A 14,665-nucleotide genomic window follows, 5' to 3' on the forward strand; every position below is an offset into this window, starting at 1 on the left:
TTCCCGCCGCACGCCCCCGATTCGGAGTGACGGGCGCGTTCCGGGGGCGGGATGCGCTCGGGACTGCATCCCGATTCTGGGATGCGTCCCGTATTCGCTACGCTTTTCACGCCGGCGACCGCAGTGTGGACCAATGGCAACCAGCGCATCGACCGTCGGTCACGACGAGGTGGCGGCGCTCAAGACGGTCGCGCTCCGCGGCGGATTCGCAGAGCCGGTGAAGGTGTCGTGTGCGGCGCTCGGCGACCGCCTCGGCGCGTCGAGTCAGACCGCCTCCCGACGGCTCCAGCGGCTCGAAGCGGCCGGACTCATCGAGCGCGACGTGGTGAGCGACGGCCAGTGGGTGTCGGTCACGGGCGCGGGCGAGCGGCGCCTGCGCGGGGAGTACGCCGACTACCGTCGGTTGTTCGAGGGCGAGGCGGGTCTCTCGCTGTCTGGCACCGTCACCAGCGGGATGGGCGAGGGCCGCCACTACATCCAGCTCCCCGGCTACCACGAGCAGTTCGTCGAGCGCCTCGAGTACGAGCCGTTTCCGGGCACGCTCAACGTGGAACTCTCGGAGGCGAGCGTGCGCGCTCGCGCGGGTCTCGACTCGGTCGACGGCGTCCCCATCGACGGCTGGGAGGACGACGAGCGTACGTTCGGGCCGGCGACCTGCTACGCGGCCAGCGTGCGGGCGGGTGACCGGTCGGTCGAGACGGCGCACGTCATCGTCCCCGAGCGGACCCACCACGACGAAGCGCAACTGGAGGTCATCGCGCCCGCGAAGCTCCGCGACGCGCTGGAACTGGAAGACGGCGACGACGTGACCGTTCGGGTCGAGGACGCGACGCACGGTCCGGACGAGGACGCGCCCGCGGAGGAGGCGTGAGCCGCCGGTCGCAGGTCGGGGGGCTGGACCGCGCGCTCGCGGCGTTCCGCGAGGGTGGGCCGGTTCTCGTTCACGACTTCGACGACCGCGAGGGGGAGACCGACCTCGTGTACCCGGCCGACGCGGTGGCGCCCGCCGCGGTGGCGCGGATGCGCAACGACGCCGGCGGGCTGGTCTGCGTGGCGCTCTCGGACGCCGTCGCCGACGCGCTGGGTCTCCCGTTCCTCGAGTCCGAACTCTCGCACCCGGCGGCCGGCGACCACGACCTGGCGTACGACGACCGCTCGTCGTTCTCGCTCCCGGTGAACCACCGCGACACCTTCACCGGCGTCACCGACGAGGACCGCGCGCGCACCATCACCGAACTCTCGTCGGCGGCGTCGGCGGTCGAGGCGGGCGTCGAGTACGGACCCGCCGAGTTCGCCGCCGAGTTCCGCTCGCCGGGCCACGTGAACGTCCTCCGGGGCGCCCCGGCGGGACTCGCCGACCGGGCGGGCCACACGGAACTCGGTCTCGCGCTCGCGGCGGCGACCGACCGTCCGCCGGCGGTCGTGGTCTGTGAGATGCTCGACGACGAGACGGGCCGGGCGCTCGCGCCCGACGCGGCCCGCGAGTACGCCCGCCGCAACGGGTTCCCGTACGTCGAGGGCGAGGACCTGGTCGCGGCGCTCGGTTGACCACTCTCCGACTCCGGCGTCCTCGGTCTCGGGTGTCCCCCCCTCCTCGGGTAGTGCGGACTCGCCGAACAGGTCGTGGGACGCTCGTCGGCGGAGGGCGGACACGGAGGATGAAATAGTTTCACGAGACATCATTATCGTGTCGAGCGGTCAATAGACGGGCCGAACATGCACCCAGACAGCGGTACAGTCGACGCGTTCACGTCGCGTCGAGGGATACTGAAGCGCGTCGCCGCGGGTTCGGCCGCCGTCGCCCTCGGTCTACCCGCTCTCGCTCGCACCGCGACGGCGGAGGGGGACGGCGCCCAGCGAATCACGGAGGACGTCACGGGGACGCAACTGTTCAACCCCTGCACCGACGAGTACGTCGAGGCGACACAGGGGTCTCTCGTCATCGTGATACACGAACACGTCGACGGGAGCGGTGGCTCGCACTTCTCGTTCCACCAGCACATCCGCGGTCTGGTGGCCGTCGGGGTGGACAGCGGCATGACCTACTACGGGCTGGGGACCGTCTCGTTGAGCATCCGCGAACTCTCGACCGAGATAGTCAAACTCACCGCGACACAGCCGATCGTGACCCGGGGGCCGGCCCCCAACGCCGTCTTCAAGTCCTACTTCACGCTCGTGAGAAACGCGAACGGCGAGTGGGTCGTGGAGAACGAACTGGAGACGGTCGAGTGCCGGTAGCGACCTGACCGGCACGGTGCTCCTCCGGCGCGAGCCGAGTGTGACACCGGCTGTCGACCTTTCTCATGATTTAAGTCCCGACCGACCCACCTCCCGCGCATGACCGTCTTCGAGGACATGGCGGAGGATGGTGTCATCTGGCAGAACGGGGAGTTCGTCGACTGGGCCGACGCGACGACGCACGTGCTCACCCACGGTCTCCACTACGGCACCGGCATCTTCGAGGGCGTCCGCGCGTACGACACCGAGGAGGGGACGGCCGTCTTCCGGTGGGACGAGCACCTCGACCGCTTCTACCAGTCGGCCAAGCCGTACGACATGGACATCGGCTACGACCGGGAAGAACTCACCGAGGCGGCACTGGAGACGGTGCGCCGGAACGACCTCGAGTCCGCCTACGTCCGCCCCATCGCGTACTACGGGTACAACAGCCTCGGCGTCTCGCCCCGCGACTGCCCGACCGACGTGGTCGTCGCGGCGTGGCCGTGGGGGGCGTACCTCGGCGAGGACGCGCTGGAGAACGGCATCGAGGTGATGGTCTCCTCGTGGCGCAAGCACGCCTCCAGCCAGATTCCGACCAACGCGAAGACGACCGGACTGTACGTCAACTCGCTGCTCGCGGGCGAGGAGGCCCGCCGGAACGGCTACGCCGAGGCCATCGTCCTCAACAAGGAGGGGAACGTCGCCGAAGGCCCCGGCGAGAACCTCTTCCTCGTGCGCGACGACACCATCTACACGCCCGGCCTCTCCGAGAGCATCCTCGACGGCATCACGCGCAACACGGTCATCACGCTCGCCGAGGAGCGCGGCTACGAGGTGAACGACACCACGAGCATCTCGCGCGGGGAACTCAACACCGCCGACGAACTGTTCTTCACCGGGTCGGCCGCCGAGGTGACCCCCATCCGGAAGGTGGACAACGTCGTCATCGGGAACGGCTCGCGCGGCCCCGTCACCGAGGAACTCCAGTCGGCGTTCTTCGACCTGGTCGAGCGGCGGACCGACGACCACGACGAGTGGTTCACCTACGTCTGAGTCCCGCCCCCTCCGCCCAGTAACGCGTCGAACCGCTCCTTTCCGTGGACCGCGTACGAGCGGTCGAACGCGAACAGTTCGTGGGTGCACGTCCCCGTCCAGCCCGTCTCGCGCATCGCGTCCGCGATGGCGCCGAAGTCGAGTTTCCCGAGCCCGACCGGCAGGTGTTCGTCGTCGTCGTCGACGCGCGTGTCGTTGAAGTGGACGTGGCCGACTCTGTCGCCGTGCTCGCGCAACAGCGCCGCTTGCGCGTCGGCGTCCTGACCCGTGACCCAGGCGTGGCCGGTGTCGAGACAGGCCGTCGCCCCCGTCTCGGCGAACAGGTCGGGGAAGTCGCCCGCGTCGAAGAACGGCGACTTGAGGTTCTCCGCGACGGCGGTCACCCCCCGCTCTGCGGCGTAGTCGGTCAGGTGGGCGGCCGTCTCGTACATCCCCGGTCGGACCTCCTCCGTCGTCCACTTGTGACCGTCCACGAGCGTCTGGAGGTGGAACACCCCTTTCTCCGCCCCCATCGCGGCGGCGTGGTCGACGGCCGCCTCCAGTTCGCGGACGCCGCCCTCGCGGACGCGTTCGCGCGGCGAGCAGGCGTCGAGGCGGTACGGGAGGTGACAGACCAGCGCGAGGTCGTACTCCCCCGCGAGCGCTCGGACCGCGTCGGGGTCGGTCCGCGACCGGTCGAACTGGTGGTCGGCGTTGAGTTCCAGGTAGTCGAATCCGGCGTCCGCCGCGAGCGCGAAACACCGCTCCGCGTCCGCGCCGTTGTCGACCATGAACCCCTGTCGGATGCCGTCGGTCATGGCCCGTCGGTCGGAGACGCCGGGCATGGGCGTTCCGGTCGCGTGTCGACCCTCGACGCGCCTGCGCTCGGGCGGTCGTGCGCACACCACGCCACACCGGGAAATATCCCTCCCCCGGGCGGCCCTCGTATCTCCATGGAGCTGACACGCCGCGACTGCCTCGCCGCGGCCGCCGCGGCGGGCGGACTGGTCGGTCTCGCGGGCTGCCTCGGCGGCGCCGCGGAGGCGAGCGACGCGACCGACAGCCCCGACGGGACGGCGTCGAGTCGGGCGGACCAGGAGGGGCGGGGAACCGCCTCGCTCGACACCCACCCCGCGGCGCGCGACTGGCGCGCCCAGCCCCGGTTGGGTGACCCCGACGCGCCGGCGACGCTGGTCGCGTTCGAGGACCCGTCGTGCCCGACGTGCCGGTCGTTCGAGCGCAACGCGGGCGCGACGCTCAGGGACGGACCGGTCGCCGACGGCCGCCTCGCGTTCGTCGTTCGGACGTACCCGGTCGTCTACCCGTGGGGTGAGCCGGCGACGCAGGCGCTGGAGGCGACGTTCGCCCGCGATGCCGAGGCGTTCTGGGGACTGTTCGACCACTACTTCGCCGAACAGGACGCGTTCGACGCCGGGAACGTGCTCGACCGGACCCGGTCGTGGCTGGCCGCGGAGACCGACCTCGACGCGGACGCGGTCGTCGCGGACGCCGAGGCGGAGGCGTACGACGACCGGGTGCGGGCCGACCTGGACGCGGGCGAGGCCGCCGGCGCGAACCGGACTCCCACGCTGTTCATGTTCCGCGACGGGACGTACCGGACGCGCGCCGCGGGGAGCGTGAGCTACGAGACTATCGCGGCCGCGCTGGAACTGTGAGCGGGCGCGTGACGGCCCTCCGGCGTCGGTTCTCGCTCCCGCGACTCCCGACCTCCCGCCGGGACGCACGCCTGGTAGCGCGGACCGTCCGCCTCGTGCTCGGCGTCCCGGCGTACGGCACGCTCGCGCTCCTCGCGGCGGCCCTCGCGCTCTCGGCGTTCGTCCTGTCGCAGAACGTCGCGCTGGTCGCCGACACCGTCGTCGGCGGGAACCTCCCGCTCGACGCCCGCGTGACCATCTTCGTCGAGCAGTACCCGTTCGTCGGGACGGGGTACGGTCCCGACGCGGGCGCGATGCTCCTGTTCGTCGCGGCGCTGACCGGGACGAACGCCGCCGTCGCGGCGTATCACCTGCGCGAGCACGGCGTCTCGCTCCGCGACGGCGGTGCCGGGGGCGCGGGGAGCGCGGTGGGCGTCCTGCTCGGCGCACTCGGGGCGGGCTGTGCCGCCTGCGGGTCGGCGGTGCTCGTCGGCCTGCTCTCGCTCGTCGGCGGGTCGGGGCTCCTCCTCCTGTTGCCGTTCGAGGGACTGGAGTTCACCCTGCTCGCGCTCGTCCCGCTGTCGCTGTCGCTGTTCTGGCTGGCCGAGGGGATGCGCGGCGGGGAGATACGCGGCTGTCCGGTCGACATCTGAGGCACCGTCCACGCCGGCCAGCGTTCCTCCCGGGCGGCCGAGTGGAGGTTTAGGGTCGGGGGTGCGTACGAGGTGTATGAGCCTGCGGACGCGGTTCGCCGACGCCGACGCCTTCTGGGAACGACACGCCAACCCCAAGAGCGGGTGGTCGCGGGTGCTGACGACGCCGCTGCTCCTGTGGGCCGTCTACGGTCGGAACCGGAGACTGCTCGCGCTGGCGCTGGCGTGGACGATGGTGAACCCGGTCGTGTTCCCCCGCGTGGACCGCGACGCCGACCCGGAGTGGATGACCCGCGTGGTGGACGCGGAGCGTGCGTGGCTCCGCGGCGAGGTCACCCCGGGCGAGTACGAGCGGCTGAACCGGGCGAGCGCCCCGTTCTTCGCGTACGCGCTGTTCGCCGCCTACCGCCGACGGCCGCTCCGCGCGGCGCTCGCCGGTCTCGCCTCGATGGCGCTGAAGCTCGCGTTCGTCGCGGGACTCGTCCGGCGGCACCGCGCCGCGAGCGGGACCGGGACCCGGAGCGAGCGGTCCGAACGCGCCTGACGGCTCGCGGTCTCACCGTCCGTCGACCGAGAGGGGTCGCTCGCTGTCCGGGGAGTCCCACATCCTCCCCGTCCCGCGGTCCCTTCGCTCGACAGTCGGGAGGTCTACGACCTCCCCTGCTCGCGGCTCCTCCGTCGCCGCTCGCTCACCGCGGTAGTTCCACTACCTCGCCGTCCGCGTACACGGTCGGGTCCCGGACGATGCCGTCGAGGTGGAGCGGCGCGTCGGTGTCGCCGCCGATACCCGCGTCGTCGCCGATGGCGACGTGGACCGTGCCGGCCGCCTTCTCGTCGAGCAACACCGACCCGACCAGTTCCTCGACGCCGACGTTCGTGCCGATACCGAGTTCCGCGAGGTTGTACGCGTCCTCGCCCACCTCCTCCGCGCCGGTCTCGACCTGCGCGCGCACCTCGTCGTCGGAGATGTCGGTGACGTAGCCGTCCTCCACCTCGAACCTGAGCCGCTGGTCGTCCGACAGCAGGCCGTACGGCATCATCGTCCCGTCGACGACGTACGTCCCGTTCGCCGTCTCGGGACTGACGAACACCTCGCCCGCGGGGAGGTTCGAGAACGCCCCCGCCTCGCTCACGTCGCCGGTGTCCGAACGCCACTCGCGCGCTCCCGGTTCGAACGTGACGTCGGTGCCCGCCTCGGTGGTCACGCGAACCGTCTCGGCGTCCCCAACCTGTGCGAGGACCTCCTCGCAGTGGCGCGCGATGGCGTCGTAGTCGGCGTCCAGTCCGGTCGTGAACACCTCTCGGGTGATACCCGGCAGGGTCGCGCCGCGCGCGCCGGCGTCGCAGGCGGCCCCGCGGGCGCGGGTGTGACTCAGGCTCTTCGTCGTCGGCGCCAGAAACGCGTCGGCCGCCTTCATCGCCGCCGCGACCGGTGCGGGCGGTTCCTCGCCGTGCTGGTCGCCCGGCGGGTAGCGCACGATACTCGCGTCGTCGGTCACGTCCCGTCCGACGGCGTAGAGCGCCTCGCCGATGGGTTCGCGTTCGTCGTCCGTCACGACGAGCAGCGACTCGTCGGACCCGAGCGCGAGGCACTGTTCGACCGCCGTCTCGGCCGCGGTGCGGAGGTCGTCGTCCACGCTCCTCGGCTCGGCCGCCCGGACGTTATGTCTTCCTTTCGCGCGTAAGCGCCGGATACCCCGCGCGAGTTACTCGGAACCGTATTATTCCTTCCTCAGTAGGCACGCAACTATTAACCGGTCGGCCGGGAGACTCTCTCCCAATGATCCAGGTCGGCGTGAACGGGTACGGCACCATCGGCAAGCGCGTCGCCGACGCGGTTGCCGCCCAGCCGGACATGGAACTCACGGGCGTGGCGAAGACCCGCCCGAACTACGAGGCCGAGGCGGCCGTCAGGAAGGGGTACCCCCTGTACGCCGCCATCCCCGAACGGGCACAGCGGTTCCACGACGCCGGCATCGACCTCGCGGGCGAAGTGGAGGACATGGTGATGAAGGCGGACGTGGTCGTCGACACCACCCCTTCGGGTATCGGCGCGGACAACCGCGCGCTGTACGAGCGGTACGACACTCCCGCCATCTTCCAGGGGGGCGAGGACGCCGACGTGGCCGACGCGAGCTTCAACGCCCGCGCGAACTACGACCTCGCGACGGCCGACGACGTGGCGTACGTCCGGGTCGTCTCGTGTAACACGACCGGGCTGTCGCGCCTGCTCGCGCCCCTCGACGAGGAGTACGGCGTCGAGAAGGCCCGCGTGACGCTCGTCCGCCGCGGCGGCGACCCCGGTCAGACGTCGCGCGGCCCCATCAACGACATCCTCCCGGACCCCGTGACGGTCCCCTCCCACCACGGCCCGGACGTGAACACCATCCTCCCGGACGTGGACATCGACACCCTCGGCGTGAAGGTGCCCGCGACGCTGATGCACCTCCACTCGGTGAACGTGACGCTCGGCGCGGAACCGGACTTGGAGGAGGTCCGCGACCTGCTGTCGGCGGAGTCGCGGCTGTTCCTCGTCCCCGGCGCGGCGGGCATCGACGGGACCGGGAAGCTGAAGGAGTTCGCCATGGACACCGGCCGCCCGCGGGGCGACCTCTGGGAGAACTGCATCTGGGCGGACTCGCTGTCCGTCGAGGGCTCCGACCTCTACCTGTTCCAGTCCATCCACCAGGAGTCCGACGTCATCCCGGAGAACATCGACGCGGTCCGCGCGCTGCTGGACCGCGAGGACAAGGCGACCAGCGTGGCGACCACCGACGAGACGCTCGGCGTGGGGCTGGAGTCGCTGTTCGGCGGCGCGCGCCAGCGGGTGGTGCCGCGCGGGACCGGCGACTGACGCCGACGGCGGTCCGGACCGACCGTCCAACGCCGCGCTCCGCGTTCACGCCAGCGGTTCGACCGTCACCTCGTCCGTCTCCGTGTCCACGAGTATCCCCGCCGGTTCCTCCTCCTGTCCGGGAATGGGGACGCCGCCCGGGTTGAGGTGGACCGTCCCGTCGCGCTCCTCGCGGACCCGTTCGTGGGTGTGCCCGCGGAGGACGTAGTCGTACGACCCGCACGCGCACAGTGCGTCCACGATGGGCTCGCTCGTCCCGTGGTAGACGGCGACGTCGACGCCGTCGAACGCGAGTTCGCCCATCTCGCCGAGGTACGTGCCGAACTCCTCGACGGCGTCCGAGAGCGCCCACTCGCCGTCGTTGTTCCCGCGGACCGCGTAGAAGTCGAACCCCGCGTCGAACGGCGTCGCCGAGAACGGCGCCACCACGTCGCCGCAGTGGACCACCGCGTCGGCGGTTCCGTCGAACAGTTCGACCGCGCTCTCGACGTACTGTGCGTTGTCGTGGGTGTCGGAGACGACGCCGATTCGCATGGCCGCCGTTCGGACGCCGGGACCATCAAGGCCCGGACGGGGGGACCTGCCGGACCGAGTACCGGTAGATACGGCGGGACGCGAGTAAAATCAAGGGTCCGCGCGTCGTCGAGCCGCCGAATCGGCGACAACTCTGATGTTACAGGCGCGAGGAGTGGGGGCCATGCCAGGTGAGACGCGGTGACGCTCTCGAGCGACGCGCGGCGCGTGGTCGACACGTTCCGCGACCGGGACATTACCTTCATGGCGGCGAGTTTCGCCCACTACGCGCTCGCCTCCATCATCCCGCTGACGATACTCGTGGTCGCGGTCCTCTCGTATCTCGGTCTGTCGGGGGCGGTCATGCGACTGGTGGAGGCGAATCTCTCGTCGAACAACGCCCAGTTGATAGAGCGCGTCCTGACCGCCCAGACCGGCCGCGCCGGCGCGAGCGTCGCCGGCTTGCTCCTCTCGCTGTGGAGCGGTATGAAGGTGTTCCGCGGGCTCTCGGTCGCGTTCTCCGAGGTGTACGACACGGGCGACACGCCCTCGCTGGTGCAGGAAATCGAAGACGGAATCATCGTCCTCGGTCTCATCCTCCTCGCGTTCGCACTGCTCGCGGGGACGGGCCTCGCGCTGACGTACGGGTCGTTCAGGATACCGTTCCCGCGGCTCGTGGGGAACGCCATCGCGGTGGTGGTCCTCTTCGTCGCGTTCCTCCCGCTGTACTACGTCCTGCCGCCGGTCCCCGTGACGGTGCGCCACGTCCTCCCCGGGACGGCGTTCGCCGCCGTCGCGTGGGTCGTCCTGCAGGTCTTCTTCGTCTTCTACGTGAGCAACGCCAGCCGGTACCAGGCGTACGGCATCTTCGGGGCCGTCCTGCTGTTCGTGCTGTTCCTCTACTTCGCGGGCATCGTCCTCCTCGTCGGCGCGGTCGTCAACGTCGTCCTCGACCGCCCGACGCCGCTCGCCACGCTCCCGCGCAAGCGGTGACACCGGCGGTTCCCGACGCCTCGACTCCGTCCCAGGTCGCCCCGAGTTCAGCCCCCGACCGGCCGCTCCGACTCGTGGACCCACCCCAGCGCCCGGCGGAGGCGCGCCCACCCCCGCCGCCAGACCAGCCAGTACCTCGGCACGAGTCCCGCCGCGAGCAGGGTGACGTAGGTCGGCCACTCGAGTCCCGGGTCGCCGAACGGGAACGCCTCGACGACCGAGAGGGCGAACCGGAGTTGCGCCGCCAGGAGGTGCCCGACGACGAACGTACCGACGGCCCGTTCGGTCGCCCCCGCGGGGTCCGTCCGCCCGCCTATCTCGCTCCGGTAGAGCAGGTAGCCGAGCGTCAGCGGCGGCACGAGGACGCACCCGAGCGCCCAGAGCAGGTCGGAGTCGCTCCCCCGTTCGCGCGCGTCGAGGTGGACCCAGTATCCGACGAGAGCCAGCGCGAGCACGTGGGAGACGGAAAACGGGGTAGCGAGGACGCTCGCCAGCGTCCCGTCCATGTGTCTCGACACGCGTCATCCGGTATATCCCTTCGGTCCGCGAGCGCCCGGCGCGCGACGAGACCCGTCCTGTCGGAAGTGGAGCGACGGCGCGTGCCTTGCTGAACGGCACACTCGCGGCCGTCCGCAGGGTGGTTGCGGGCGAGAACGACTCCGACGACGTGGCCGACGAGGGCGTGGTTTCGACCCCGGCGGGGACGGGAACGAGAGCGACGAGGCGCCTGAGGCCCTCTCAGCCGTCGAACTCGCCGGCGGCGTTCCGTTCCAGTAGCTCCACCGCCGGGAGCGGGTCGCCCGTCAGCGCGCGGATGTACGCCCCGCCGGCGATGGAGACGTGCGAGAAGTCGTCTTCGTCCAGTCCGTACATCTCGATGGCGCGCGAGGTGTCGCCGCCCCCGACGACCGAGAAGCAGTCCGTCTCCGCGATGGCCGAGAGCACGCCGACGGTGCCGTCCTTGAACCGTTCGTCCTCGAAGACGCCGAGCGCGCCCTTCACGAACACCGCCTCCGAGTCCCGTATCACGCCGTCGTACGCTTCGACCGTCTCGCCGCCCACGTCGAGGAACGCGCGGTCCTTCTCCTCGATGTCGTCGACGGCCACCTCCGCCCGCTCGCCGTCGTCGCCCTCGTACGCGAGGTCCGACGCCAGCCGTACCTGTTCTTCCCGCGCGTCGAGTACGCCGCGGATGGTGTCCTCGTTCTCGGCCCACTGCTCGTCGAACAGGTCCGTCTCCACGTCGCGCCCCACCGGGTGGCCCGCCGCGCGGAGGAACAGTTCGCCCGCGACGCCGCCCAGACAGAACGTGTCGACCTTCCGGTCGAGCGCCTCCATCACGCCGACGACGTCCGTCGCTTTCGTCCCGCCGACGACCATCGTCACGTCGCCGTCGAACTCCCGGGAGGCGATGGCGGTGTTCGCCTCGTACTCCGTCTCCATCACCCGGCCCGCGTAGCTCGGCAGTTCGAGCGGGAACCCGACGAGCGAGGCGTGTCTCCGGTGGGCCGCGGAGTAGGCGTCGTTCACGTACGCGTCGAACTCGGGCGCGAGCGTCCGGACGAACCCGCTCGCGGCGTGTTCCTCGGGTTCCTTCTCGGGGAGTTCGTCGTCGGTCATCCGCGTGTTCTCCAAGAGGAGCACGTCGCCCGGGTCCAGGTCGCGGACGGCCGCCAGCGCCGCCTCGCCGAACGTGTCGGGGACGAACCCGACGTCCACGCCCGCGTGTTCGGCGAGGATGTCGGCGTGCTGGTCGAGCGAGACGAACGTGTCGCCCCCGGGTCGACCCTGGTGGGCCATGAGCGCGACGCGGTGGTCCGCGCCGGCCAGTTCCGCTACCGTCTCGGCGTGGCGCGCGAACCGGCGGTTGTCCCGCACCTCGCCGTCCTCGACCGGGGAGTTCAGGTCGAGGCGCGCGAGGACGCGCTGTTCGGGTGCGAGGTCGTCGAGCGTGCGGAAGGACGAGGTCGTCATCGGGCGGGGGGTCGGCCGACTGCTACTTAGAAGGTGAGGCCGCGGGTCGTCGGTCCTCAGTCGTCGCTCTCCGCGCTCGTCCGCGAGGCCCGCCGCGTCGCCCGCTCGATGAACTCCTGGGGGAGTTCGTCTATCTCGCCGGCCTGCACGCCCCAGAGGTGTGCGTAGAGGCCGTCCTCCGTCAGCAGGTCGTCGTGCTCGCCGCGTTCGACCACGCGGCCGTCCTCCAGCACGATTATCTGGTCGGCGTCCCGGATGGTCGACAGGCGGTGCGCGATGGCGAACGTCGTCCGGTCGGCGGTGAGTTGGTCGAGCGAACGCTGGATGAGCATCTCCGTCTCCGTGTCCACGTCGGATGTCGCCTCGTCGAGGATGAGTATCTCGGGGTCTTTCAGCACCGCGCGGGCGATGGAGAGCCGCTGGCGCTGGCCGCCCGAGAGCTTCACCCCCCGCTCGCCGATTTCGGTGTCGTACCCCTCGGGGAGGTTCGTGATGAACTCGTGCGCCTCGGCGGCCTTCGCCGCCTCGACGATGTCCTCGTCGTCGGCGTCGAAGGTGCCGTAGGCGATGTTGTCCTTGACCGTCCCGTAGAACATGAAGGTGTCCTGCGAGACGTACCCCACCTGCCGCCGGAGGCTCGGGATGGTCACGTCCCGGAGGTCCTGTCCGTCGATGGTGATCTCGCCCTCGTCGACGTCGTACATCCGGAGGAGGAGCTTCAGGACCGTCGACTTGCCCGCGCCGGTCGGGCCGACGAGCGCGAGCGTCTCGCCGCCCGCGACGGTGAAGTCAACGTCCTCGACGATGGTCTCCTCCTCGTCGTAGCCGAACGTCACGTCGTCGTACTCCACCTCGCCCTCCTCCACGACCAGTTCGTCGGCGTCGGGGTCCTCCGCGATGCGCGAGGGTTCGTCCATCAGCCCGAAGATGCGCGCCGAGGAGGCGCGGGCGCGCTGGTACATGTTGATTATCTGCCCGAACTGCGCCATCGGCCAGATGAACCGCTGGGTGAGCGTGATGAAGATGACGAACTGCCCGAGTTCGAGGCTCCCCGAGAACATCCACGGCGGCCCGCTGAACACCCACAGCCCGCCGACGAAGAACGTGAGCACGAAACCGATACCCGCGATGACGCGCAGGCCGGGGAAGAACTTGATGCGCGTCCCGATGGCGTCCCAGTTGGCGTCGAAGTACTCCATCGACACGTCGTCGACCCGGTCGGACTCGTAGTTCTCCGTGTTGAACGTCTTGATGACGGAGATGCCGCCGAGGTTGTTCTCCAGCCGGGAGTTCATCTGCCCGACCGACGAGCGCACGTCGGCGTACTTGGGCTGGATGATCTCGATGAACTTCCACGTGAAGAAGGCGATGAGCGGGACGGGAACCAGCGCGACGAGCGCGAGTTGCCAGTTCATCGAGAAGAGGATGGCCGCGATGGCGACGACCATCACCGACAGGCGGAAGAAGGAGTTCATCCCGTCGTTGAGGAACCGCTCCAGCCGGTTCACGTCGTTCGAGAGGATGGACATCATCTCGCCGGTCTGCTTGTCGGCGAAGAAGTCCATGTTCAGCCGTTGCATCTTGTTGTACGTGTCGACGCGGATGTCGTGCTGGATGTTCTGTGCGAAGGAGTTCCAGCCCCAGTTGCGCGTCCAGTGGAACGCCGACCCGCCGAAGAACCCGAGCGCGATGAGGCCGATTGCGAGGTAGAACTGGCTCTCACGCGTCGCCGGTATCACGCCGGTCAACATCGCGGGGGTCACCAGTGGAATGGTCTGGGCGGCCGCCTCGGCGAACGTCAGGCTCGCTCCCTCGTTGAACAGCGCGTCGATGGCGACGCCGAGCACGAGCGGCGGCATGAGGTCGAGAACGCGCGCCACGACGCTCGCGAGCAGACCGACGACGAACTGGAAGGAGTTGTCGCTGCCGTACTCGGAGAAGAGCCGTCGCATCGGGTTGTCCGTCTTCTCACGGACGTCCTCGAAGGGGTCGTCTTCTTCAGCGGGGTGACTCATTGACATCACGAGACGAGATGCGCGTCCTAAAGGGTTCGCTTCGAATCGAAACACGCCGGTTCGACGGGGCGAGCGCGGTGGTCGGTCGGGTCGCGCGGCTCAGTAGTCGCCCGCGACGACCAGTTCGTCGCCGACGTCGATGCCGGTGCGGTTCGTGTAGCCGTACGGCACTTCGAGGACGTACTTCCCGCGCCCGGGGTACGGCCGCAGGTCGTCCGCGCCCTCCGGCGGGAGTTCGGCGTGGTGGATGCGGGTAATGGTCCCGTCGGCGGCCACGAAGACGATGTCGAGCGGGAAGTCCATCCGCCGCATCACGTACGTGTGGTGACCCTCCGAGGAGTGGACGAACAGCATCCCCTGACCGGCCGCGAGCGACTCCGTGTCCGAGAGGCCGGTGTAGCGCTTCGAGTAGGTGTCCGCGACGCGGACCTCGACGGCGGCGAGCGACGCGCCGTCCTCGTCGTACACCCTGACGGTCGTGCGGTCGTACTCGTCCGTCCCGAAGACGCCCGGGGCGAGCGCGTACACCCCCGCGACGACGAGGGCGAGAGCGACCAGCAGCGAGACGACCCGGCGCGGGTTCACGGCGGAGAGTGGGCGTCTGTCACCGAAAGGGTGTCGGGACGGGAGCCGACGGGAACGAAAAGCGTTATTCGACCGGGGGCGGTTCGGACGGGTACGGGCTCGTGGTCTAGTGGTTATGACGCTTCCCTTACAAGGAAGAGGCCGGTGGTTCAAATCCGCCCGAGCCCAGTC

Annotated in this window: 16 protein-coding genes and 1 tRNA gene; 10 read left to right on the forward strand and 7 right to left on the reverse strand. The window is 70.0% G+C overall.

Going from position 1 to position 14,665, the window contains the following annotated elements:
- The first annotated feature begins 133 nt into the window (after positions 1 to 133).
- The 4 genes from AC6RUA_RS13070 (at position 134) to AC6RUA_RS13085 (ending at position 3,273) form a co-directional block, all read left to right on the forward strand.
- A complete protein-coding gene (locus AC6RUA_RS13070) occupies positions 134 to 871 on the forward strand; it encodes a DUF120 domain-containing protein (RefSeq protein WP_499813442.1) in 738 nt (245 codons plus the stop codon).
- The gene (gene ribB, locus AC6RUA_RS13075; RefSeq protein WP_499813443.1) at positions 868 to 1,548 is read left to right on the forward strand and encodes a 3,4-dihydroxy-2-butanone-4-phosphate synthase; all 681 of its coding nucleotides are present in this window, start codon (positions 868 to 870) and stop codon (positions 1,546 to 1,548) included. The genes AC6RUA_RS13070 and ribB overlap by 4 nt, the downstream gene beginning before the upstream one ends.
- Before the next feature lie 168 nt (positions 1,549 to 1,716).
- Complete coding sequence (locus tag AC6RUA_RS13080) at positions 1,717 to 2,238, forward strand: hypothetical protein (protein ID WP_499813444.1); 522 nt, start codon at positions 1,717 to 1,719, stop codon at positions 2,236 to 2,238.
- Between the two features lie 99 nt (positions 2,239 to 2,337).
- Complete coding sequence (locus AC6RUA_RS13085; RefSeq protein WP_499813445.1) at positions 2,338 to 3,273, forward strand: branched-chain amino acid transaminase; 936 nt, start codon at positions 2,338 to 2,340, stop codon at positions 3,271 to 3,273.
- On the opposite strand, the gene AC6RUA_RS13090 is transcribed toward AC6RUA_RS13085, so the two are convergent.
- Positions 3,264 to 4,070, reverse strand: a complete 807-nt coding sequence (locus AC6RUA_RS13090; RefSeq protein WP_499813446.1) for a sugar phosphate isomerase/epimerase family protein — start codon at positions 4,068 to 4,070, stop codon at positions 3,264 to 3,266. The genes AC6RUA_RS13085 and AC6RUA_RS13090 overlap by 10 nt on opposite strands.
- A 135-nt stretch (positions 4,071 to 4,205) precedes the next feature.
- Between AC6RUA_RS13090 and AC6RUA_RS13095 the strand changes: the two genes are divergently transcribed.
- The 3 genes from AC6RUA_RS13095 to AC6RUA_RS13105 all read left to right on the forward strand — a co-directional run bounded on the left by AC6RUA_RS13095 (position 4,206) and on the right by AC6RUA_RS13105 (position 6,104).
- Positions 4,206 to 4,928 carry a DsbA family protein gene (locus AC6RUA_RS13095; protein WP_499813447.1) on the forward strand — a complete coding sequence of 241 codons (723 nt, stop codon included), beginning with the start codon at positions 4,206 to 4,208 and terminating at the stop codon, positions 4,926 to 4,928.
- Positions 4,925 to 5,560, forward strand: coding sequence for a hypothetical protein (locus tag AC6RUA_RS13100; RefSeq protein ID WP_499813448.1), 636 nt, complete (start codon positions 4,925 to 4,927; stop codon positions 5,558 to 5,560). The genes AC6RUA_RS13095 and AC6RUA_RS13100 overlap by 4 nt, the downstream gene beginning before the upstream one ends.
- A gap of 76 nt (positions 5,561 to 5,636) precedes the next feature.
- Positions 5,637 to 6,104 (forward strand): DUF6653 family protein, encoded by a 468-nt coding sequence (locus tag AC6RUA_RS13105; RefSeq protein WP_499813449.1) that lies wholly within the window; start codon positions 5,637 to 5,639, stop codon positions 6,102 to 6,104.
- A 145-nt stretch (positions 6,105 to 6,249) separates the two neighbouring features.
- Here AC6RUA_RS13105 and AC6RUA_RS13110 read toward each other — a convergent pair whose 3' ends face one another.
- Positions 6,250 to 7,197: an aminopeptidase gene (locus AC6RUA_RS13110; RefSeq protein WP_499813450.1), complete on the reverse strand. Its 948-nt coding sequence runs from the start codon at positions 7,195 to 7,197 to the stop codon at positions 6,250 to 6,252.
- 143 nt (positions 7,198 to 7,340) lie between these two features.
- Here AC6RUA_RS13110 and AC6RUA_RS13115 point away from each other — a divergent pair, with 143 nt between their 5' ends.
- Positions 7,341 to 8,414 (forward strand): type II glyceraldehyde-3-phosphate dehydrogenase, encoded by a 1,074-nt coding sequence (locus tag AC6RUA_RS13115; RefSeq protein ID WP_499813451.1) that lies wholly within the window; start codon positions 7,341 to 7,343, stop codon positions 8,412 to 8,414.
- A gap of 45 nt (positions 8,415 to 8,459) precedes the next feature.
- Here AC6RUA_RS13115 and AC6RUA_RS13120 read toward each other — a convergent pair whose 3' ends face one another.
- Positions 8,460 to 8,948, reverse strand: coding sequence for a metallophosphoesterase (locus tag AC6RUA_RS13120; protein ID WP_499813452.1), 489 nt, complete (start codon positions 8,946 to 8,948; stop codon positions 8,460 to 8,462).
- 180 nt (positions 8,949 to 9,128) lie between these two features.
- On the opposite strand from AC6RUA_RS13120, the gene AC6RUA_RS13125 reads away from it, so the two are divergent.
- On the forward strand, positions 9,129 to 9,920 hold the full coding sequence (locus tag AC6RUA_RS13125; RefSeq protein ID WP_499813453.1) for a YihY/virulence factor BrkB family protein: 792 nt from the start codon (positions 9,129 to 9,131) through the stop codon (positions 9,918 to 9,920).
- Positions 9,921 to 9,967: 47 nt separating this feature from the next.
- On the opposite strand, the gene AC6RUA_RS13130 is transcribed toward AC6RUA_RS13125, so the two are convergent.
- From AC6RUA_RS13130 to AC6RUA_RS13145, 4 genes are all read right to left on the reverse strand, one after another.
- Positions 9,968 to 10,426, reverse strand: a complete 459-nt coding sequence (locus AC6RUA_RS13130) for a hypothetical protein (RefSeq protein ID WP_499813454.1) — start codon at positions 10,424 to 10,426, stop codon at positions 9,968 to 9,970.
- 232 nt (positions 10,427 to 10,658) lie between these two features.
- The gene (locus AC6RUA_RS13135; RefSeq protein ID WP_499813455.1) at positions 10,659 to 11,894 is read right to left on the reverse strand and encodes a phosphoglycerate kinase; all 1,236 of its coding nucleotides are present in this window, start codon (positions 11,892 to 11,894) and stop codon (positions 10,659 to 10,661) included.
- A gap of 56 nt (positions 11,895 to 11,950) precedes the next feature.
- Entirely contained in the window at positions 11,951 to 13,909 is a 1,959-nt protein-coding gene (locus tag AC6RUA_RS13140) for an ABC transporter ATP-binding protein (RefSeq protein ID WP_499813456.1), read from the reverse strand.
- Positions 13,910 to 14,008: 99 nt separating this feature from the next.
- On the reverse strand, positions 14,009 to 14,494 hold the full coding sequence (locus AC6RUA_RS13145; protein WP_499813457.1) for a DUF192 domain-containing protein: 486 nt from the start codon (positions 14,492 to 14,494) through the stop codon (positions 14,009 to 14,011).
- A 95-nt stretch (positions 14,495 to 14,589) separates the two neighbouring features.
- Between AC6RUA_RS13145 and AC6RUA_RS13150 the strand changes: the two genes are divergently transcribed.
- Positions 14,590 to 14,662 (forward strand) — tRNA-Val (locus AC6RUA_RS13150).
- Positions 14,663 to 14,665: the final 3 nt, after the last annotated feature.

The sequence above is a fragment of the Halorarum sp. SLYT50 genome, assembly GCF_059821265.1.